Here is a 22,920-nt window from a genome sequence, read left to right on the forward strand (position 1 = left end):
AGTAGTTTTTAATTAAAATTGAAATTGAACCCCTGCAGTAACAACCCGCAAAGGAGGCAGATAGCCTATGCCTGCAAACTCAGGGTCAGCTCCCTTATAAGGAGTAAAAGTCAACAGGTTTTGACCCTCAAGGCTAAGTTTGCAATATACATTGCGCATCCATTGCTCAGGTAAAGTATAATACAAAGCAACATTCTTTAAACGGAGAAAGGAAGTGTCGGTAATACCTCCATCACTAGCACCAAATCGACCACTAGCGTTAACAGCCTCTCCGTTCAACCCCGAAGTGTAAACTTGCGTAGGTCCTGTATCGCCTGGGGCCTGCCAGTGATCAAGGACAAGACTACTTTTGTTTCCACTACTTCCAGGAATACCAAAGACGCGAGGAAGGTTATAATTCTGTTGTTTTACGAATTGAAACAAAAAATCCAACTGCCAGTTTTTATAAACCAGCTGGTTGTGAATGCCTCCGTAATAAGACGGATTCAAATCCCTAACGGTCTTTTTATCCTCCAAATTAGTAAGCACACCGTCGCCATTCACATCTTCAAAAGTATAAAGTCCTGTATCTGGATCTAGACCCGTATAATGAAAAAGTTTTACAATGTTCAAAGGAGCACCAATAATATAAGTGTTTTTGTAAGTCGAACTTTCCAAGTTCGGAAACGACAGCAACTTGTTTTTAGACTGGGATAAATTAAAGGAAGTAGTCCAACGAAAGTTTTCATTTTTAAAATTTACTGTCTCCAAAGTCAGTTCAATGCCTTTGTTTTCCACTTCTGCATTGAGGTTAGACTGAATTTGAGTAAAACCAGTCGTGCCCGGTAATGGCACACCTACCAACTGATTGGAAGAACGGTTGCGGTACCATGCAGCCGTTAGAAAAATACGGTCGTTTAAAAAGCCTGTTTCCAGTGCCATCTCTAATTTTGTATTGCTCTCCCAACCAAAGTCAGGGTTGAACAATCGAGAGGGTTGTAAGCCCGTAACTTCATCATAGTTAGCACCAGAAGAAGTATAACTATTCAAATATTGGTAATTACCAATTTGGTCATTTCCCGTTGTACCATAACTCCCACGAAGCTTCCCAAAACTCAGTAACTTGCTGTTGGCAAATAATTTTTCTTTTGAAAATAACCAGGCACCACCAATAGCTCCAAACCAGCCAAATCTTTTATCCGCTCCAAAACGGCTCGACCCATCTCTACGTCCCGTAAAATTCAGAATATACTTCTCTAGCAAATTAAAATTAGCCCGACCAAAAAACGACTGGTACTTGTACTCCGAATTATCAAAACGCGAAAGCGTAAGACGCGAAGCAGCAGCGGGATTGTAAATCAAGCTGTTGCTAGAAAAACCACTAGCATCAACAGTCAAGCTTTCATTGTGCTGCTGTTGAAACGTGCCACCAATTAGAACGTCAACTCTTAAAGCATGAAAAATAGCTTTCCAGTTCAACTGCGGCTCTACATTCCATGATTCCCTACCCGAATCCGTATAGGTGATTCGTGAGAAAGCACTTCCCGCTTCTTCTTTTGGGTTATACATAGTGGAGGGGTACGTACTACTCTCATGATGCGTCAAATGGGTATAGCCAAAACTCGTTTTAAACTCTAAATTTTTAAAAAGACTATAGGACAATGTGCTATTGGCAACCAAGTCGTGCGTCTTAGAGGTGGAAAGTCCTCTCAGCAAAGCAAGGGGATTCTCAAAGGTGCCGTCTTCCCAATTCAAATTGCCTTCTGCATCATATAGGGCGGGTGCATTGGGAGCCAACCTACTGCCTTCCAAAGTAATATCGGTAGAGGGTTGGTCGTTTTTTTGCAGATTATAACCTCCCGTAAAAGCCATTTTAAAACGCTGGTTTTTTGAGGTGTGGTTAAAGCTTGGACGCACACTAATGCGCGAATAACCAAAATTACCTGGCAAAACCGTACCCTCGCTACCATACGTCCCCGATACCATAAACTGGGTTTGTTCCGAACCTCCCGAAACCGATACGTTCGCATTAGTAATCGTAGAGGTACCACCCACCAATTCCTTTTGCCAGTCGGTGTACCTACTTTGATCCCATGTACCATTAATATCATAAGCCGTAGCGGGATATTCTGTAATACCATCATTGGCATAGCCTTCCGCTCGCATGGCTAGATACTGCTCGGTATTCATAAGCTTCATAAAATGAGCAACACTCCCAAATCCTGAGGCCATTGAAGCGGTAAATTGGGTTTTACCTGCTTTTCCTCGTTTAGTTGTTATCAGCACCACCCCATTCGCACCACGAGAACCATAAATAGCGGTAGCATCAGCATCTTTCAAAACTTCTAAACTTTCTATATCAGAGGGATTGATACTACTCAAAGGATTATTTGGTACTGAAAAGGAGGCCATCGAGTCCCCATTTCCAATAGCATCACTTGAAAAAGGCACACCATCAATGATGTACAACGGAGTATTTCCGTCACGTCGAACACTATTCTGCCCTCGGATTTGAATATTAAATCCCGTTCCCGCTGTTCCCGACTGTTGCGTAATATGCACACCTGCCATCCTACCTTGCATCGTAGCTAATACATTCGATACGGGTTGCGTTTCAATATCTTTAGCCGTAATCTTAGCAATACTTCCCGTTCTTTCTTTGTCCTTGACTTTATAATAACCCGCATTGACCAGCACCTCATCCAGTGCGGTTTCGTCGGGTTGTAATACAATTGTATACTTGGTTTGCGAGCCTACAAGTACTTCTTGCGTCACATAACCTATAAAAGAAAACACTAGCTTGTCTTCTGGAACGGCATTAATTGCAAACGCCCCATTGGCATCACTGGTAGTACCTACCGACTTATTTTTAACTTGTACATTCACACCCGGCAAGACGCCCTGTGCATCGCTCACCGTTCCTGTTACAGTAACGTTTTGAGCAGAACCCGTTGCCACCCAGAACAGTAACAACATTTGCAGTAGAGCAAACGGGACATACCCCGCCCTGGCTCTGAAAAGTAGATTTATTTTCATACTTTTGAAAAGATTTTAAATGAAACTTCGGTTTTGTTTTTCTCTCGGTCCTCTATAACAGTTGTCCAGACAGTTAGAGGGCCTTTTTTTTCTTAAGGTGCTAAGTTTTTCTTGCCACGAAGGCACTAAGGCACTAAGTTTTTTATTCAGTAGTACTTTTGAGTACTAAAGTGTTGGGGTTGGTTCTTTTGTTTATGTCATAGGCATTCTTGTTTTTGTTATCCGGAATTCATTTCAGGATCTCTTTTCTATATTCTATGTTCTTTTTTCAATACATTATACAATATACAATCCTCTCCCTTTGGGGGCTAGGGGGCTTTAAAGAAAACTGCCTTTACCTGTTTGCACAAACTCAGGCAGCTTCCAGCTAACTAAACCAAACTAAACCTATCTTTGTCATCCCACGCTTTTGTCATCCTGAATTTATTTCGGGATCTCTATTTGTCATTCCGTAGGAATCTCTTTTGTCAACCTTAAAGTATATTTTGTCATACTGAATTTATTTCAGGATCTCATAACGCATACAATTCGTATATTACCAAATACCAATGTTGCTCAAACAGACAACCGATAACAGATAACGGATAACCGACATCTGATAACGGACAACGGTTCAAATTGCGAAACGAATAAAAAAGAAAGCAGTGCTAAGAATTTAAGGAGAGTTGCCTTTGAATAAAAAAAGCGTGGAACTCAACTTACTGTATCAGAGGTACTGGTATACCGGGTACACGAATAAGAGAGCCCACGCCTAGGGACGTGAGCATCATACTTATCATCTCGTGTACTTAAAATTACCAGTTTTCTGATACGAGTTTCAAAGCGAACGCTTCAAATATTTTATATGAAGAATCGCAAAATTACATTAATTGATGTAATCGAAATACAAATGTACTAATTATTTCTTTTTGTTATAAGTTCTTATAACAAATATTTTAAAAAAAATCACGCCTTTTGTGTTAAAGGCTTATAAATGGAGGATCACAACGAAAAAATATTAATTGATTTTGGAAAGCACGTCAAAAAACTTAGAAAGGATGCTGGCTTAAGTCAGGATCATGTTGTAGCTAATAGTAACCGTCTTATTAAAGCAACAGTTAGTGATGTTGAAAATGGAAAACGCAATTTATCTTTTACAACTTTAATTGATCTTGCAAAGGGGATGAATAAACATCCTAGAGAATTATTAGATTTCGAATTAGATTTAGACAAAGAATTATAATAGTAAAGCTGCTTGAGCCTTTATCACCTTTTAGTCTTAATAATTAGTATAAATATCAAGAAAAAATTTATACATGAAAAATAGAATATTATGTCACTATATAAAGATTGGGGTTACACTTCAAATCCTTTTAGGCCAACACCCATTGAACCTACGATAAGAGGAATTGAATTATTAGTAGGAAGAGAAAAGGAAAAAAAGAAATTAAAAAATAGGCTAAAGAATGATTCTGGGATAATTACAATCGAGGGTGAAAATGGCATAGGTAAAACAAGTGTTATTAATGGTAGCATATTTGAACTCTATGAAGAAAGTCTGCTTTCAAAAGACGACCAGGCTCTATACTTACCTTGCAATCAAATATTTCAAATTTCTCCAACGAAAAATTTAGGCGATTTTATTGATGAATTTTACTTTACTATAGCGCAGACAATAATCGATAAAAAGAAAGAAATAAAAGAAAATGGTTATAAAAATTTAAAAACAGATAATTTAAATAAATGGCTTAATTCTACTATAGTAACGAATATCGAGGCACAAATTGCAGGTTTTGGCGGGACTTATAATCAGACTCCGAATGAGTCTAATGGATTTATGAAAAGTGGGTTCAAAAAACAAATTAAATCTCTTCTTTCAAACATTTTTCCAAATTCAGAATCTGGAGGTATAATTTGTGTAATTGATAATTTAGAACTTCTTGAAACTTCAGACGATGCAAAGAGAATTCTCGAATATTTAAGAGACGAACTATTAAATATGCCAGAAATAAAATGGTTTTTTTCCGGTTCACATAATATATTTCGCACTTTTATTAGCACTCCTAGATTGTCGGGTTTTATAAACAATCCTATAAAGATTTCGCATATACATAGCATTAACGTTCCTTCAATTTTAAATTCAAGGATTAACTCATATCAAAATCACGTTGACAACAAGCCGTACTGTCCTATTTTAGACACCGATTTTATAAAACTTTTCGAATCGTTGAATGGTAATTTAAGAGAAGTTTTCAAAAGACTTTCTGCTTTTTATTTACATATATATGAGTTGGATAAAGAAGAACCATATTCACAGGAGAATAAAAATATAGCATTTGAAGAATGGTTTGAGGAGGATAAAAATTTAGAGTTTGATGCTATAAAAAATGTTCTAAAAGATAGTGAAATTAAATTACTTAAAATACTTTCTTTGCGAGAAACCGAGTTAATTACGAATACAGATTATAAAAATATTAATTTAGAGAGTATTTCTGCCTTGAGAACTGCAATATCAAATCTTGAAAAATATGGATTAATATTTATTCCGATTCTCGAAAATGAATTTATAGAACAGAATAAATATACAGAAATGAATGATTTATTAAAAAATGTTTTTCTTTCTCCAAAATCTCATTATATTAAACATTTAATTTGCGAATGAAAATTAAATTTGGTAGACGAAACCTATTTAATTGTAGGTTATTTAAGCTTTTAAGTAGAATTAACCCCGCCCTTTCTCGTCCTCGTTTGCCTTATTCTCTGGTACGATTGCGCATATTATATAATTATGACATAAAAAACAAAAGGTAGAGTTTCCAGCGCGGTTAAGTAAAGTAGTATTTTGATGAAAATGCTGTTTTTTCTCAAATCAGTTTTTACCATAAATAGAGCTATATAAGATAAAAAACTATGTCAGAAAAGTTACAAAGCAATTAACAGTATCATCCCGCTCTTCAATGGACTTTAACTCGAAGCACACAAAACCGATACTTTCCCACACCTATAATTCCTCCCAACTAAAACCACTATCACTCGTTCTCCAAAACTCAGAACCTCCATAGTTTTATCATTGTCCCTACCCGCATTTCGATCTTTCAATCCAAACGCATTCCAAGAACTTAAGGTTGTTGCAGCTCGATAGATTTTTCATAGTACTGGAATCAAATATTTTTCCACCTATTTACCTTTTCTTGATTAAAAATTATTTTAATGTATTAGATTTGTAAAATAAATTGCTTGTAGATTTTGAAAAAACATCTTAAAATACTTCTAAATCAATTAGACCTAGTTGAGAATGATGCTGTTTACTTCCGGAAGGAAGAGGACGGAGCTGTTTTTAATGGCTTTTCGTCTGATATTTTTAAAAAGTTACAAGACATACAACCCGATGCTTACTATGTTTTTAACAAGCAGCCTTTTGTTTTATTTTTTGATTTAACTACTGCTACTGACTTACAAAAGGAAAATGAAATTCATAAGAAGGTTTGGTCTTTTGATCATGCTCCAATCATTTTTGTTATCAAAGATGCTGATGTAAAAGTATATAATGCCTTACACTTTGAGAAACACAAAGGGTTAGAAGAAATTATCCTCTCTAAAGAGGAAAGAAATAAGAGGTTTTCATTTTGGAATTTACAAAGTGGTGCCGCTTTTGAGTGGTTTTATGAAAAACATAAAAAGACGGTACTTAAGAAGAGGGTCAACCAACAGCTTTTTGAAAATATAAAACAAACTATTTTACTTTTAAAAGAGGTTTATAACTTAGAGGAAAGTCTGGCTAAAATACTGGTTTTGAGATTGATTTTTATTCGCTATCTTATCGATAGGAAAATAAAAATTGATGTTTCATTTATTGAAGGACATGAAGAAAATGTTATTTCAAGAAGAAGGTCTTTAAGTGAGTTAATTGCAAATCCAAAACGTTTAGTTGCCTTTTTTGCTTATTTAAACACACGATTTAATGGGGTTCTTTTTAAGGACTCTAACATTGAATTGAGTGTTGAGCAGTCCAACATTTTATCGAAACTTTTTAGTCCTGATGGCGTTGAGGTAGAAGACAAAATAAACTTGTTTTCTGATTTTGATTTTCAGTTTGAAATTTTTGATTTTGGGATTATCCCCGTGGAATTGATTAGTGGTATTTATGAGACGCTTTTAGATGAAGAAACCAAAAATGCAACTTCTGCTGTATATACTCCCCCTTTTTTAGTAGATTATATTTTAACTGAAACAGTTGACACCTATTTTGAAGAAAATAAATCAACCAGTGCGTGTAAAATTTTTGATCCTGCCATGGGCTCTGGTATTTTCTTAGTTCAAGGACTAAGGAGAATGATTGAGAGGGAAAAAGAACTTAACCCTAATGATGATAATCAAACTTTTGGAGAAAAAATTAAAGAAATTGCTGAACAAAATCTTTTTGGGATTGATATTAACGAAGAGGCTATAAATGTAGCTTGTTTTTCTATATATGTAGCCTTATTAGATTACCAAGAACCGGGGAATATTGATGTTTATAAATTTCCGAATTTAAAAGATAATAATTTTTTTAAAACCAACTTTTTTGTTAGAGATATTAAAGAAAATGATTTAGAAACAAAAAAGCTTGAAATCAGTACCTATTCAAAAAATTTAGAATTAATAAAATCAAAAAAACCTGATTTTATTGTTGGAAATCCACCTTGGAAAAGAGATAAGTCAGATTATCACATTGCATGGTTGAATGAAAACAATGTTTACTTAAAAAAGGAACAGGGAGAAAAAGAGATTGCTTTGTCCTATTTGATGCGTGCTAATGATTTTATGACCAAAGATACAATTTGTTCTTTAATTGTTACAAGCACAATATTTTATAACGTATCAGATACTATTCGATATGTTAAAAGTAATTTTTTTAAAAATAATTCAATTCAATCAGTTCTAGATTTATCACCAGTGAGAAAATTAGTATTTGATGGTGAAAAGCGTATTCCTAGAAAAGACAAAAATAAAAATTTGATTTTAGACAAGAATGGAAATGTTTTGTATAAAAATCAAAAAATTATAAGTCCAGCATTAAATATTCAGTTTAAACAGTTTGATAAAGAATATTCAGACAACTATCCAATTCATTTTAAATCTATAAAGCAAAGTAAATTTTTTAATAAATTCACTAAAACACTTGTCATAGAAAAATTTGATTATAAAAAAATTCTTCAAAAGCATTTTGTTGAAAATCACTGGATGTTTAAAGTAGCATTGTATGGAAATACTTTAGACCACGTTTTATTAAAAAGATTACAACAAAATAAAAATAAAGTGCTTGATCTATTTGACAAGAGTGAAATTTTTAAAGGAGCTGGTATTAAATCGAATAAAGGGAAGGATTTTGCAGATTTTTTAATTGGTTTACCATTAATTGAAAATAGTAGTGTGGATTTTATAACTTCAAATATCAATGAAAATAACTTAATCTTAAAAGCTTCCGACGTCCATTATGAAAGTGGAAGAATTAAAGAGTTGTTTTTTGGAAGTAAAATTTTAATAAAGGAACAAGCAAAAGATGAGAGTAAATTAGTTATTTCATATCTAGAAGAAAATTGTGTATATAAGAATGGTATTTGGGGTATTTGTTCTAAAAATAAAGCTCTTATAAAACAAATGTTTTTATATTTGTTGTCAGATCTTTACACGTACTATATTTATTTGATTTCAGGTTCTTGGGGAACATCAACAAGACCGCAAATTAGGTTCGACGATGAATATCTTTCTTTTCCATTCATTCAAGCAAATGAAACCCAAAAAAATAATCTTGCTTTTCTAGTTGAAGAATTATTAAATCCCTACAAAGAATTTTACAAGGAGTATCCAGATAGTATTTATCCACGAGAACCGAATGCATTAATATTAGATAAAATCAATTCAGTAATTGAAGAAATATACCAAATTACGGGTTATGAAAAAGATTTGATTGATTATGTTTTGAATGTTTCCCGTTACCAATTTCAAGAAAGCAAACAACATTTAGTTTCCAAATTTAATACGGATGACCATCGAAACAAGAAATTTGTATTAGAAAGATATGTTGAAGTTTATCTTCAGGAGTTTGAAAGAATATACGACACTGAATTTATTCAAGTTGAAATTTATAGTTTAGACTTTTTCATTGCGATGAATTTTGTTTTCTTAGACGAAAAGCCTTCTGAGAAAATTATCTATTCAGAGAAGAAAGACGAGAAACAAGTATTAGAAAGTTTAGCCAATACATTGAGCATTTCGCAAATTACAAATGCAAAAGATGCAGAACATAATTTATTTATTCAAAAGGACATAAAAGGATTTGAAAAGAATTCTTTTTATATCATTAAACCCGATGAATATAAATGTTGGCACAGAGCTATGGCTTGGTATGATGTAGCTGAATTTAAAGAGGCCATAGAGGAATCAGAATTGAACAATTTAAACAGCAATTTTGATGGGTTCTAATGTTGCAACATTTGTTCAGGCAAGAAGTAATTCGGTAACGCAGCAAAGGATTAGGCAAATTCTTTCCTACGTAATGGAATGTCATTCTATATTTTTAGTAGATGGAATCACTTACTCTAAAAGTGGAATTGCTTCTATGGGTACAGTTATGTTTGAAGATCATTTAAAATTTGAATTTAAAGAAAATTATTTAGTTAAAAACAAATCGCTTTTGAAGGGGAAGATTTCTGATTTAGAAGAAATCAATTTTGCTTGCGAAACCCAGCAAAGATATATGGATGCTGTAGATGGTAAAATCAAACCTGATAAAATTGATATTTACATTAATAAATTAGGTTTAAAAAATATTTTTGCAAAGGAAGAAGATGAAAACATTTATTTTGCTATTGAATGTAAAAGAATTCAAATTCTATCCGATTCAAAAGACTACGTTTTAGATATCCAAAATAAGTTTGTAAACAGGACTCATATCAACACGAGACTTCCTTTCGAGGGGCAAATTGCATTTATTGAAAATGACAAATTAGATCATATTATTGTTTCGGATAAAATAAATTCAATTTTAAAAACAACCTTATCTATTGAGACAGATTTATTTTTAACCCCTGATAAACTTCATAAGAAAATGGGTGGAACTTATATGTCATCACATAAGAGAAATCATGGCAAACATCCTTTTTCCGTTTACCATTTAATGTTTGATTACAGGAAGGTTGTTTTAAATTAGATTTTTTATTCATCTTGCAATCCCCGCTCTCCGAAGTCTCACGCTCTGCGAACGTCTCCGACTTCGCAGCAACTAAATTTCCAGAACAACACCTGCTCTGCGAAGTCTAAAGCCCCGCTCTACTAAGTTTACTGTAAAAATACGACAGCTCTGCGAATGTCTCCGACTGCGCAGCATTTAGATTTAAAAATCAGGGACTGCATCCACCCACCACTACCATTCGAAAAGAACTTCGACGGAATCCATCCTTTCATGTGGCATGAAATGTTTTATAGATGTACTGTGTATTTTTTTCGCTCGAAATACAATTGGGTATCTGTAAAAATGCAGTTTATTGTGCCTAATTCTTGAAAAACTAATTTCCAATATTCATTGGTTTGCTTGGTCAACCCATTGCGAACTGCGGGTTTTATCAATTTATTTGGGATGTCTGGAACGCTTGGGTTTCGGGTTTGAAGAAATATGGCGAGGTTCCAATAGGCATAGTCTTTTATGATTTTAGCATTGGATTGCAGATAAGTACTCCATTGACTATTCCGATGAAAGTGAACACCGCTCTGCGAATGTCTCCGACTTCGCAGCACTTATTTCTTAAAAGCAGGGATTGCATCAAAACCCCCACCTTTAGGGCACTAAATACAATTCGATAGAGTAATCCTTTAGTTTGGTATTAGATGATGCTTTATAGTTGTATTGTCAGGTTTACCCGCTCTCCGAAGTCTGAAGCTCTGAACGTCTTCGACTTCGCAGCATTTATTTCTAAAAAGCAGTGATTGCAGCAAAACCGCTATTCTAGGGCGCAAAATACGATTCAATAGATTCAATCGCTAACATATAAGGATTCGTTGGGCTTGAAAAGCCAACAATGAAGTGGCTGTTGGAAGGAACCGATTACAACCGTTAATACTTATGGAGTTATCGATAAGTTGTTGAGATGTATTAAAAGGAGGATTCAGGATTCTGTTTTTTGGCAAAAAATCGATTATTTATGAGGCTGAGGGTAGTTTTTATACCACTTTCATTATAATATTGAGTACAATAAGTCATAATTAAAATATAGTTTTCAACAGATTGTTTATAATTTTATTTGTTGTACTTTTGCATTGTGGAAAAAATGTCTTACATAAAATTATCTGACAACCAAATAGATAAAGTTGGAAATGCAATTATTTATCTTTCCGGAAAAATTGGTGAATTGTCCAAAACCAAAGCCTTAAAACTAATTTATATTTTAGATGAGTTATCAATTAAGAAAAGCGGAATACCTTTTTTTAATCTGAAATATAAGGTTTGGAAATTCGGTCCTGTTTCGGAAGAAATATTCGTTGACTTATCGTCAGAAATATCGCTATTTAAAAATTACTTAGAAAGAACTTCGATAGGAGGTGTTACAGTAATTAAACCAATTGTTGCTTTTAATGATGATGAGTTTTCTGATAATGATATTGATTTATTAGATTTTGTGGCTGAAAAATTTGGTGATAAAAGTGCTAAAGATTTAATTTACTACACACATCGTAAAAATTCACCTTGGTATAATACCGCCAAAGATAATTCTGTTTTAGATTTATTAGAACAAGAATTAATCAATAATACTGAGTTATTAATTGATATGGGGTCTTTAATAAATCACGATGAAAGAAAAAAAGTTGTTTATATGGATTTTCTAGAAGCAAATTAAAATGTTTGAAGAAGGAACGATAATATACTTTGACCCCTTTTATTTTAAAAATGGAAATACAGCGAAACCAAAGTATTTTGTTGTTTTAAAAAATCACGCTGATCAAAATATTTTAGCATCTCTTCCTACACGAACAGATTCAATTCCCCAAAAAGAAGAAATTGAAAATGGATGTATTGAGCTTCCTTCCATAAACCTAAATTGCTTTGTAATCTCTGATGCTATAGTTGTAACAGATTGTGGAAAAAAATTTGATTTTAAAACCCATATTTATGGACATCAAATTGATGTTTATGAAATTGAATCATTAAAAGAGATTTACCCTATTGAAGATACTGATTATAAAATATGGGGTAAAATGAAAGCTGACATTTTCTTTTCATTAATTGATTGCTTAAAAAACTCTAAATCTGTAAAACGAAAATATCAGAAATTATTATAAATTAAAAAATACTATCAACAGATAAAAGACTTTTTGGATTAGCCGCACGAATGCAAAATGAAAATAGTGTCAGATACTTGCTGGAGGATAGGATGAAGCCGATTACATGCTGTCAATATTTATGGAGGTATCGTAAAGGTTTTTTGAATGAATTTCAAGAGGATTTAGTGTCCTCTTTTTTTGTGGAGTAAAATCAAGTGTTTATCTAAAAAAAAATACAATAACAAATCAATACGTTGCTCTTTTGAAAATAGATACTGTTTTTTCATAGTAATGAGCTAAGTATTATTTTTGTTTGTCATTGTATTAAATAACTAATAATTTGTTGTGGATAATTAGCAATCCGCTCTCCGAAGTCTACAGGAAAAACACACACCTGCTCTTCTAAGTTTACAGGAAAAATATCCCTCTCGTCCTCGTTTATCCCTTTTTTCTGGTCCTATAAATACATTAATAAAAATTTTACGAAAAGAAGAAATGACATTATCTCAATTCTTTATTGAATGTGAAAAAGACAATAACTAATTAAAAAAAAAGATGCTTAGGCATCTTTTTTTATTCAAAGTAAAAGTATTTAGACCATTGCTCAATCAAATTCAGTATCGCATATCACAATATGAAATATATTTACCATTTGTTTTTTACCATTTGGAAAAAAAATAGTGGGTGAATAATAATTTACAAACAATATATATTAATGTATTAAGTGTCTGATTTACTGTTAAATATATTTTAAAACACATTGATAATAAATTCTTAACTATAAAAAGTGGGTGAATAAGTGGGTGAAAAAATAGATTAAAAACAATAAATTTTAAACCGAAGTGGTGTTTTGTATCGTTTTTGTGAGTTTTAAACTCACAATTAGCATATAAAAGGTAACTTACAATAAAAGAAACAACTTATTATTATATTTTGTATCATTGTAGTGAGTTTTATCCTCTCATATCAACTATGAAACATAAAAACACTTCAACGCAGTCAAATGAAAATTCTTTCCCACTTTAACAGTAGGAATAATGTTTGTTTTGAATATAGAGAGGCACTGAAAGTATTCCCCTCTCGTCCTCGTTTATCCCTTTTTTCTGGTTCTTGATTGCATCGAGTACCTACTTATGTTATAAAAGCAAATGGCAGCGTTTGCAACGCGACTAATTAAACTTGCTGGCATAGCGCTCAAGCCTAGAAATAATTGAGTTGTCGCAAGTCGCGCACAACATGTCTGACTCGTAATATCCTGACTGCATAAAAGTCATCTTTCGAATATCACTAGTACTGATATTTGCCATGCGTCCTTTTCCGACGAAAAGTCCTTTGTACATAAAATTGGGAATGATGTGTGCCTTTTTCAGAAGAGCTAGGTCTTGGAGGCATAACTTGCACTGCATTTGGTGAAATTTTAATTTGTAGCTAACCTGAGCCTATTAAACTTTTACCAAATTTTCTACCGCAACTCTAGTTGCAATTGGAGTATAGATGTCGGTGGAATTTTCAGACGTTTCTATAGAAACGATAAGCGAGTACCGCAGCCTGCTGTCATGCTTGTTCTATTCTACATTGGGAAAACTAGCGTATTATATATCCAGTGGAAGAATTTAAATAAGTGCCTAGCCGAAGTAAAGTTTAAAGCAGTCAGGTATGCACTTCGCGAACTTAAAATTTTGGGATGTATGCATTATGTCAAATAAATTCGAGCTTGAATTCGCAAAACATAACCGGTGTCTTCAAGAAACTTTTGCATTCGCCCCATCTGACTTTCCTTAAAATTTGGATGTTCGCCATTTGCTATGTAAGCCTTTTTTTCTACAAATTCTTCAGCAAGATTTGTCTTTTCAAAATGACCGATGGTGGTACGCAATTGTTCGTCTGCATCTCATACCCACTCAGCACCTTGTGTTCCTCGCTCTTTCAATTCTACAAAAATGATGGTATCATTATAGGATATAAAGCCTTCGCAGCGTTTATCCAGTTTGCCATTTGGCTTTCTAACATCGATACAATTGTCAACAGCAGTAAATGTACAATTGTAATCATAATCATTAATCACCACGGCAATCCAATTTGCCCCATTGGCTTCGTCAATGTAAGCTGGGTTTCTGGCAGGTGGAGGGTCATCGCAGAGTCCAAATTTTTTCCTGCTAGAGTACGTTTGACATCCTGTATTTAAAAAATTTATACTCATAACTTCTGCTGGATTTCCAATAACCTTGCAAAAAGCTCGTTGGTTTCGCCAAGTCGTTCATTAAGCTTGTTGTCGTCTGAGGGCATCCCATGATAGTTTTCGAGCCGCGAAATGGTTCCTTCTTCCTCATACATTTCATATATCACAAGATCATTTCCATTTAATACTGAATTGATGGGCACAATTTGATTCACTTTTTGCAACATATCAGTTTGATTGTTATGTAGCCTTTGAACCAATGACGATGCTTTCACTGCCAAGGTGAGGTAATTTAAAAGATAAGGACTGTGCGTAGTTATGATTAATTTATTATTATTTTGGTTACTAAATTTAAGCAAGGTGTTCAGAACTTCACGCTGCGAGGTTGGAAACAAATTTTGTTCCGGTTCCTCAACAATATTCACAAATGCAGAGTAACTGCGCTGCGCTGAAAGCAACTGCATCTGTGCCCTCTTAATTTCTTCAGAAAGCGTAGGGTCGTTCATAATATCCTGAACCTGTAGAAATAATTTCCGTTCTTCTTCTAAACTCAAATGTTTGGTAGAATGGTCACGCGTTTTATATAGTGAACTTGCAAGGTAGGCGGTAACCATATATAGAGGCACAAACGACTGAAAGCCGCTAGATGCCTCACTCAAATTTACAGTATAGTCATTTCCTTTAATTTTAACGTTGCTAGTAAACTTCTCGTATTCCAATGTTGCGCCATTGATAGGTAAATCAACCCAACCATCAAGTGAGCCAAGATCATCTAGAGCATCAAAATATTCATCTGCAAAAGTATAAAGAGTGCTTGGTAGTCCTTTCAAATTTCTTACATTTCTAACGGAACCCACCAGATTACGTTCAGATGGCACGTACATGATTTTTGGAAAGGAGTATGCATTTATTGGATTTTTTTCTACAAAAACATAGGTACTAGTTGCACTAAAACGAAGGGTAACTGCTTTCCCTTCATAATCTATTTTAGTATTAGGTTTAAAATAGGAGCCTATATTTTGATAAGAACAATGCATTTTAAATGCTTCACTTGTCAAAGCTTCTCCATTAAAATCACCACGTACCAAAGCTTTTTCAATCCAGGTTAACGTAGATATAAGCTTGGCAATGGTACTTTTTCCTGATCCTTGATTTCCAATAAAAACAGTGACTTTCTTAATTTCAAGCCAACCATCATTTTCTAGAAAACCTCCTTTTATTGGTCCGAAATTTTTTACTCTTATCTTACTCATAAATGCATTTAATAGAGCTCAAATTTACATAAAATTATCTTCTTATCTACACTATAATTCTAGGTGTCGAGAAAATATTCCGATGCACTTGCCCCGCTAACGCACGAATCCTTTAATGTGGATTAAAGTTAAATAAAAGTAGTATTATTTATGCTCTATATTGCGATATGCATTGTGCAATACTTCAAAGTTCAGTCCGAGGTTACTAATATATTTATTAAAAAAACCCGCTCTGCGAAGTCTACTGCTCTGCGAATGTCTCAGACTGCATTCCCTGCTCTATGAAGTCTGACGCTCTATGAAGTCTGACGCTCTGCGAATGTCTCCGACTTCGCAGCATTTAATTCTTAAAAGCACAGATTAGATTAAAAGACATTCATAGAAGAAAGCTAATTTTACTATATTTGATAAAAAAGTAAATGGAGCAAGGATATACCATTAGAAACCAAACCTTACCACATTTCATCACTATAACGGTTGTAGACTGGATAGATGTATTTTCCAGAAAAGTATACCGCGACGAAGTAATCAGTAGTCTGGATTATTGCATTAAAAATAAAAACATGAACCTATACGGTTACGTAATTATGAGTAATCCTATACACATGATTGTGCAGTCTCAAGAAGGTAAATTATCAGACTTGATTCGTGATTTTAAAAAGTTTACAGCTAGAGTTATCTTAAACAAAATTCAAACCGAACCAGAAAGCAGAAAAGAATGGATGTTGGAGCGATTTGCATTAGCTACTGAAAGTCATTCGAGAAACAAAACATACCAATTCTGGAAATATGGGAATCATCCAGAAGAAATTTACACCAATAAATTTATGTGGTCAAAGCTTGATTACATACATCTTAACCCCATTCGTGCCGGTTTAGTCCAAAAAGCTTCACACTATATGTATTCAAGTGCTTCAAACTATGTCAATGATACTGGCTTACTACCTATCACAAAAGCAGACAATCCAATTGTAGCTGTTTTAAATTTGAATAACATGCAGCGTTACGATCAGTATTAATCGGAAATTAAGACGCTGCGAAGTCGGAGACATTCGCAGAGCAAAACTTGATAAATAAATTTCGGAAAATCTTGGATAATCGCTAGTCTCGAAGCATCACGATTGCAGTCAAAAGAGTCAACTTTCCATCTGGTATTCGTTTGCAACGAGTACCTACTTTTTTTAAACACCGACACAAAGCGTTTGCAACGTGACTAAAATTAAAGTTTCAGAATGGCGCTACACTTACAGCGCAAAATAACTTACTACCTGCTTGCTGCCAACACCCCCGCTCTCCGAAGTCTGACGCTCTGCGAACGTCCCTGCTATACGAAGTTTACCGCTCGGCGAATGGCTCTACGAAGTCTGTAAGAAAAAAACTGCTATCAACTACACATTGTGTAGTTGATAGCAGTTTAAAATATTTGCAAAATATTTTGCGCCATTTACTTGATAAGATAAGTATTATTATAAATATTTTGCATGAATTTTCAATAAAAAAATATGCAATTAAAATGATATTTACTACCTTTGCCTCATGAATAAGTTACAAGAACTAAAAAAACACCTAAAACGAGGTAAAGTGTACCGCAGGGCAGATTTGTCAAAGTGGTCCACTTCCGTTGACCGTCATCTGGATGAACTGGTTAAAGAAGGTACACTACAAAAGCTTGCTCAAGGGCTGTACTTTTACCCAGAGGTAACAGTATTTGGAGAAGCACCACCCGAAGAAGAAGTATTGGTGCGTTCCTTTCTAAAAGATTCTCGTTTTTTACTCACTTCATTCAATGCTTACAATACACTTGGCGTTGGAACTACGCAATTATACAATCAGAAAACCGTTTACAATCATAAACGCCATGGCGATTTCAACCTCGGCGGAAAAACATTTTCATTCAGAGTAAAACCACATTTTCCAAACAAAGTAACCCAAGAATTCCTATTAGTTGATTTATTAAATAACCTGGACCAACTAGCAGAAGACCCAAATGAAGTGGTTTCCAAAGTACGCTCTAGAGCAAAAACAATGGATCCAAAAAAACTAAAAAAGTCATTACAAGAATACGGAACTATAAAAGCAAAAAAACTACTAGAGCCAATAATCACAACCTGAAATGTCCGATTACTTACACAACCATAAAGATTTTGCTGCACTGCTTCGTATTGTAGGTAACGAATTGAATATTGAACCCATTCTGGTTGAAAAAGACTATTGGATCATGCATGTTTTGTATGGATTAAAACAACTAAACTTCAGTTTTGAACTCAAAGGCGGTACTTCTCTTTCTAAAGGTTACAACATTATCAACCGTTTTTCCGAAGATATTGATATACATATAAAGCCTCCACCGGAATTTGATATTAATGAAAATCCAAAGAATACTAAGCCTAAAAATGTGGAATCTCGAAAGAAATTCTATGATTGGCTTGCAGATACCATAAAAATAAACGGTATCATTGAGGTAAAAAGAGATACCGAATTTGATGATGAAGCATACTACCGCAGCGGTGGCATCCGATTGTATTACCAAACATTCACAGAAGAAAAAGAAGGAATAAAAGAAGGAATACTTTTGGAAGCTGGATTTGATAAAGTTACTCCAAACAATACTAAAACAATTTCTTCATGGGCTTACGATAAAGCAGTAAAGCAAGGAGTTGCTGTAATAGACAATCGAGCAGTCGATATAGCCTGTTATCATCCGGGTTATACTTTTGTCGAAAAATTACAAACCGTAGCCACCAAATTCAGACAAGAACAAGATACAAAAGTAGAACGTCAAAACTTAATGCGCCAATATTATGATATCTATAGTCTATTAGGCAATGATGAAGTCAAAAAATTTATTGGAACAACAGCATATTTTGAGCACAAAATAGAACGCTTTCCAAAAGTAGATTTTGATATTCAAATCGCCGAAAACGAAGCGTTTCTATTACATGATGAAGGTATCAGAAGTCGTTTCGTTCAAAGATACAAAGCTACAGCAACTTTATATTATAAGGGTCAACCTGATTTTGAAGAAGTGCTTACAGAAATTAGCAAATGGGTTGAAAAACTATGAAGAAAAAATAATGCGGTAATTATCCCCCGCTCTTCGCAGTCTACAGGAAAAACACCGCCTAAACCACACAACCTACAACCTACAACCCATAACCCATTACCCAAAACTCACAACCCAAAACCCACAACCTCTTCAAAAAAAAAACATTGCAATTCGGTAATTTAACAGTGTGATTTTAAAACCAGTGTTATCAAGTTTAAAATTTATAACTATACAATTTGCATCAAATGAGGCGCTATGATAGTTTTGTCACGAAATTATGCACTACCTGTCTAATTAATGCGGACCCAACATGAGAACATATGCACAAGAACTCATTACAGATTTGAATCACAAACTGGAAGAAATCCATTCAACAGCAACCGAACCTATGGAATATTCGGAAAATGCGATAATCCACATCGTTTCCATCTTGGAAAAATTGAAAAACTTCTTCCTCCAGTACAAGTTCGAAAATAAAAAAGAGGAAATACAGTTCTTTCGGGAAATCAAACCACAATTTGCCAGCAAACTAATCTACTACAATGAAATTTACAATATAGAAGCCAAGAAACCCTTTGGCGCTGCTAAAGTTCAGCGCAAATACTACAATAATGAATTAGCTAAATTGAACGTCTTTTTTGATGAAAATAGCCAGTTCTATGAGTACTTCCGAACAGGAAACCGTTGCTTTGACAAAAAGTATTTTAGAAGAGGTAAATTCGATATCAAGTTAAACAGGGACAGCTGCTACTTTCAAACCGACCACAGCTTCTCTACCTCACACGATTTTAAAGTGGCTAAAATCCTGGCAAATGAGCAACTGAAAACGTACATTCAAGACAGGCGGGCAGCACTACATAAGCACTTAAAAAAACGGAGCGCAGGCAGGGATAAAAATGCACTACAATGGACCGCTTCCAAAGTAGCTTTAACCGAATTAATCTATGCACTCCACTCCGAAGGCGTCTTCAACAACGGGGCATCCGACCTGAAAGACATTACAGCATTTTTCGAATCCACATTCGATGTCGATTTAGGACAATTTCACCGCACCTTTCTGGACATTCGAAGCCGAACTTCGGAAAGAACAAAGTTCTTAAACGGCCTTCGTGATAAATTAATCACGAGAATGGATGCTACCGATCAATAAAAAAAGGCCGCATAATGCGACCTTTTAATGAAAGTGGTAAAAAATTCCCCTACTGATTCTCTGCGATTGCAGCTGCTAGGGCCAGTGTAACGGCTTCCGCAGGACTAGAGGCCGCGCCTTCAAGACTGCCATAAATCCCACAAATCAAGAACTCCCACGCAGGATCCGTATTCTTTTTAGGGCGCTTCTTTTTGGCAGCAGCACTATAGCGTGCTACGGAGCTGCTAATAAGCAGTACTTTCTGATCAAATGCATTGAACCGTAAGTCGCCCAATACGGTCGCTTCATAGTGATATACAAAGCTATAAATGGAAGGGTAATCAGCGCTGGAAGCACAGAGCGAGAGATACTCCAGTACAAACGCATTAAAACTTGAAGCAGCCGCTTCTGAAAGGCCACTACCATCCAGAACCGTAGTCAAACAACTGTCCTTTGAGGTAACAAAATAACGTACCCGTTCCGGCAGTGGAGCCTGATAAACCCTGGGCTTGATAGCAGTAAACCCAGCCGATTCTTCCGAAACACGCTCCACAGCAAGGACAAGTGCATCTAATGCAAGCGAATCGCGAACCCCTACAAAATAGGCTTGATGGAGTTCTAAAAACAATTGACCACAATAATCGTACGGATTATTGCTATTAGAAAGAGAGTCCGTCAGACTGCGCTGCCCTAAAGTTACAGCTTCAGGCAGAGGGTGGGTACTTTCAAATTTTGCCGTTTCCACTTCGCAAGAAGCACAAAAAAACACAAGAAGGAGACATAATAATAAATTTTTCATTTTTTTAATTTTTAAATGTTACTGATTTGTTGATCAGTTCATTTAACCCGGGGTACTTTGAACAGTTTTTTTTGTTTGCTCCTAACAAACTTTTGAATTCGAGAACAAAGCTATGGGAGTCAGGTAGTTCATGCAAACAAAGTATTTCTCAATTTTAAAATGAAGTGCTGAATTTTAAAATTGATAACTATTGTACCTAGAAAAAGCGTCCAAAGTAACCCAACCAATGCAGTTCAACTAACAATTTTTCTTCTGCAAACCGCAATTGCCATTAATTACTTATTTTTATATAATTAAATCCTGCTAATTAATATTCTAATTAATTTAATTTACAATAGCCCCATGCTAACAAATCAAATTACAATACTATTCCTTGTCGGATGCAGCCTCCACTTAGCTGCCGAACCGCATCCTTCCTTCAACACTAAAGACACTTTAAGTACAAAAAGTTGGGAATACCTAAACCAGGCCGTCCAGCAAAATAATGCGGACAGCTTGAAGTCCCGTATCTATTTAGAGGGGTGGTTAAAAAAAGCAAAGCAGAAAAAAAACTACTACCAAATGGCTCAAGCATATAGAATCATGAGCTACAGGTCAAACAGGGAGCAACGGCTGCACTACGCAGACAGCATGCTGACCTGTGCGATGCAAACCTCCGATAACGTGCTCATTGGAAATGCCTATTTAACTAAAGGAATAGTGCATTACAACAACAGGGAACTGCGGAAAGCGTTAGACAATTATTTAAAGGCAGATAAATACGTTGCAAAAACAGACGATTTAGATGCAAAACACATGATCAAATACACGCTAGCAATAACCAAATACCAAATTGGGTTTTACGACGAAGCAATCGCTCTATTTAACGAGTGTTTAAACTACTACAGCGAAGAAAACGACAGGGCATACCTCAATACCCTTCACGCACTGGCGCTTTGCAACACCAATCTGGATATGCAAATAAAAGATGGAGTTTAAGTTAAGCGACATTTTTATAATTATTTGATTGATTGTTAAATTCCTTTATTGTCATGTATTTCAAAGCTGAATGTCTTCTTTTTTGATTGTACCAGAGTTCAATGTATTCAAAAACTTGAAGTTTCATTTGTTCTTTTGAAATGAGCTTATTGCCGTAGATTAATTCCGTTTTTAAAGATTTAAAAAAGCTCTCTGCCACTGCATTATCCCAACAATTTCCTGTTCTACTCATGCTTCGAGTTACTTTATATGAGTCTAAAACATTTGCAAATTTGTTGTTAGCATATTGGACACCTCGATCAGAATGAAAAATTAATCCATTTTGCACATTTCTGTTTCTAATTGCCATTTTCCATGATGCTAGAGTTGTTTCATTTGTACTCATTCCATCACTTAAGCTCCAGCCGATAATTTTTCTGTCATACAAATCCATTACCGTTGTTAAATACAAAAATCCTTCTTTAGTGTGAATATATGTAATGTCTGAAACCCATGCTTTTGATGGCTGAGAAACCAAAAATTGTCTGTTTAACACATTCTCAACAAGTAAATAATTATGTTTAGAATCAGTGGTAATCTTAAATTTTTTACTCAACTTACTTTTCAAACCAAGTTCTCTCATATATTTTGCAACTGTAATTCTTGAAATCTGAAACCCTAAAATATTTAATTCCATTGTTATTCGTGGACTACCATAGCGCTGTTTGGATTCAAAATAAAGGGATGTAATTTTTTCTTTTAAAACATTCATTTTCTGAAGTCGCTTAGAAATGGCAGCGATTTTCCACCGGTAATAGCCACTTTGGCTGACTTTTAAAACTTTACACATTTTTTCAATCGGAAATATTTTTGCATGATTTTTAATAAAATCAAATATCATCGACCGCTCTTGGAAAAAATGCCCACTGCTTTTTTTAATATATCTCGTTCTAATTCAGCTTCTTTCAACTTTGCCTCTAATTCGCTAATTAGTTTTTGTTCTGATGTTTGTTTTAAAATTCCATTACCAGGAAAGCTACCAGCACCAAACTTATCGTAATCCTTACGCCACTTATAAAGCATACTAACACGAATACCTAATTCTCTGGCTAATTCAGTTATGTTGGAACGTTCATTGCTTAGTTCTACAGCTTTTATTTTAAACGCTGCGTCATAAATTTTTCTCTCTTTTGTCATAAGTTAAAATTAAGGTTTTTTCTCTTAACTTAAACTCCCAGCTAAATTAGTACATCCACTATGCTATAT

At 34.6% G+C, this 22,920-nt stretch carries 18 protein-coding genes; 11 read left to right on the forward strand and 7 right to left on the reverse strand.

Features of this window, described 5'->3' with window-relative positions; all coding sequences use genetic code 11:
- Window positions 1-12: 12 nt before the first annotated feature.
- Complete coding sequence (locus ACQ5J2_RS00355; protein WP_432671713.1) at window positions 13-3,015, reverse strand: SusC/RagA family TonB-linked outer membrane protein; 3,003 nt, start codon at window positions 3,013-3,015, stop codon at window positions 13-15.
- Between the two features lie 973 nt (window positions 3,016-3,988).
- Between ACQ5J2_RS00355 and ACQ5J2_RS00360 the strand changes: the two genes are divergently transcribed.
- The 6 genes from ACQ5J2_RS00360 (at window position 3,989) to ACQ5J2_RS00385 (ending at window position 12,309) form a co-directional block, all read left to right on the forward strand.
- Window positions 3,989-4,237, forward strand: a complete 249-nt coding sequence (locus ACQ5J2_RS00360; RefSeq protein WP_432671714.1) for a helix-turn-helix domain-containing protein — start codon at window positions 3,989-3,991, stop codon at window positions 4,235-4,237.
- 90 nt (window positions 4,238-4,327) lie between these two features.
- On the forward strand, window positions 4,328-5,656 hold the full coding sequence (locus tag ACQ5J2_RS00365; RefSeq protein WP_432671715.1) for a hypothetical protein: 1,329 nt from the start codon (window positions 4,328-4,330) through the stop codon (window positions 5,654-5,656).
- A gap of 584 nt (window positions 5,657-6,240) precedes the next feature.
- Window positions 6,241-9,459, forward strand: coding sequence for an Eco57I restriction-modification methylase domain-containing protein (locus tag ACQ5J2_RS00370; RefSeq protein WP_432671716.1), 3,219 nt, complete (start codon window positions 6,241-6,243; stop codon window positions 9,457-9,459).
- Window positions 9,449-10,186: a hypothetical protein gene (locus tag ACQ5J2_RS00375; RefSeq protein ID WP_432671717.1), complete on the forward strand. Its 738-nt coding sequence runs from the start codon at window positions 9,449-9,451 to the stop codon at window positions 10,184-10,186. Before ACQ5J2_RS00370 ends, ACQ5J2_RS00375 begins: the two co-directional genes overlap by 11 nt.
- 1,114 nt (window positions 10,187-11,300) lie before the next feature.
- Window positions 11,301-11,867, forward strand: a complete 567-nt coding sequence (locus ACQ5J2_RS00380; protein ID WP_432671718.1) for a Panacea domain-containing protein — start codon at window positions 11,301-11,303, stop codon at window positions 11,865-11,867.
- A 1-nt stretch (window position 11,868) separates the two neighbouring features.
- Complete coding sequence (locus ACQ5J2_RS00385; RefSeq protein WP_432671719.1) at window positions 11,869-12,309, forward strand: hypothetical protein; 441 nt, start codon at window positions 11,869-11,871, stop codon at window positions 12,307-12,309.
- Window positions 12,310-13,984: 1,675 nt separating this feature from the next.
- Here the strand turns inward: ACQ5J2_RS00385 and ACQ5J2_RS00390 are convergent.
- From ACQ5J2_RS00390 to ACQ5J2_RS00400, 3 genes are read right to left on the reverse strand one after another with little or no spacing between them, the layout of a single operon-like run.
- Window positions 13,985-14,167, reverse strand: a complete 183-nt coding sequence (locus ACQ5J2_RS00390; RefSeq protein WP_432671720.1) for a hypothetical protein — start codon at window positions 14,165-14,167, stop codon at window positions 13,985-13,987.
- Between the two features lie 15 nt (window positions 14,168-14,182).
- Window positions 14,183-14,491 (reverse strand): hypothetical protein, encoded by a 309-nt coding sequence (locus tag ACQ5J2_RS00395; protein ID WP_432671721.1) that lies wholly within the window; start codon window positions 14,489-14,491, stop codon window positions 14,183-14,185.
- Window positions 14,488-15,723, reverse strand: coding sequence for an AAA family ATPase (locus ACQ5J2_RS00400; protein ID WP_432671722.1), 1,236 nt, complete (start codon window positions 15,721-15,723; stop codon window positions 14,488-14,490). Before ACQ5J2_RS00400 ends, ACQ5J2_RS00395 begins: the two co-directional genes overlap by 4 nt.
- 419 nt (window positions 15,724-16,142) lie before the next feature.
- Here ACQ5J2_RS00400 and ACQ5J2_RS00405 point away from each other — a divergent pair, with 419 nt between their 5' ends.
- The 4 genes from ACQ5J2_RS00405 to ACQ5J2_RS00420 all read left to right on the forward strand — a co-directional run bounded on the left by ACQ5J2_RS00405 (window position 16,143) and on the right by ACQ5J2_RS00420 (window position 19,919).
- Window positions 16,143-16,742: an REP-associated tyrosine transposase gene (locus ACQ5J2_RS00405; protein ID WP_432671723.1), complete on the forward strand. Its 600-nt coding sequence runs from the start codon at window positions 16,143-16,145 to the stop codon at window positions 16,740-16,742.
- Between the two features lie 517 nt (window positions 16,743-17,259).
- Window positions 17,260-17,835: a DUF6088 family protein gene (locus ACQ5J2_RS00410; protein ID WP_432671724.1), complete on the forward strand. Its 576-nt coding sequence runs from the start codon at window positions 17,260-17,262 to the stop codon at window positions 17,833-17,835.
- 1 nt (window position 17,836) lies between these two features.
- The gene (locus ACQ5J2_RS00415) at window positions 17,837-18,787 is read left to right on the forward strand and encodes a nucleotidyl transferase AbiEii/AbiGii toxin family protein (protein WP_432671725.1); all 951 of its coding nucleotides are present in this window, start codon (window positions 17,837-17,839) and stop codon (window positions 18,785-18,787) included.
- 292 nt (window positions 18,788-19,079) lie between these two features.
- On the forward strand, window positions 19,080-19,919 hold the full coding sequence (locus tag ACQ5J2_RS00420; RefSeq protein WP_432671726.1) for an RteC domain-containing protein: 840 nt from the start codon (window positions 19,080-19,082) through the stop codon (window positions 19,917-19,919).
- A 49-nt stretch (window positions 19,920-19,968) separates the two neighbouring features.
- On the opposite strand, the gene ACQ5J2_RS00425 is transcribed toward ACQ5J2_RS00420, so the two are convergent.
- Window positions 19,969-20,697, reverse strand: coding sequence for a hypothetical protein (locus ACQ5J2_RS00425; RefSeq protein WP_432671727.1), 729 nt, complete (start codon window positions 20,695-20,697; stop codon window positions 19,969-19,971).
- A gap of 342 nt (window positions 20,698-21,039) precedes the next feature.
- Between ACQ5J2_RS00425 and ACQ5J2_RS00430 the strand changes: the two genes are divergently transcribed.
- Window positions 21,040-21,675, forward strand: a complete 636-nt coding sequence (locus tag ACQ5J2_RS00430) for a hypothetical protein (RefSeq protein ID WP_432671728.1) — start codon at window positions 21,040-21,042, stop codon at window positions 21,673-21,675.
- Window position 21,676: 1 nt separating this feature from the next.
- Here the strand turns inward: ACQ5J2_RS00430 and ACQ5J2_RS00435 are convergent, their stop codons facing one another.
- Window positions 21,677-22,555, reverse strand: a complete 879-nt coding sequence (locus ACQ5J2_RS00435) for an IS3 family transposase (RefSeq protein WP_432670543.1) — start codon at window positions 22,553-22,555, stop codon at window positions 21,677-21,679.
- A complete protein-coding gene (locus ACQ5J2_RS00440; RefSeq protein ID WP_432670545.1) occupies window positions 22,552-22,851 on the reverse strand; it encodes a transposase in 300 nt (99 codons plus the stop codon). The genes ACQ5J2_RS00435 and ACQ5J2_RS00440 overlap by 4 nt, the downstream gene beginning before the upstream one ends.
- Window positions 22,852-22,920: the final 69 nt, after the last annotated feature.

This window comes from Flavobacterium sp. SM2513, from assembly GCF_050908145.1.
GTDB lineage: Bacteria > Bacteroidota > Bacteroidia > Flavobacteriales > Flavobacteriaceae > Flavobacterium.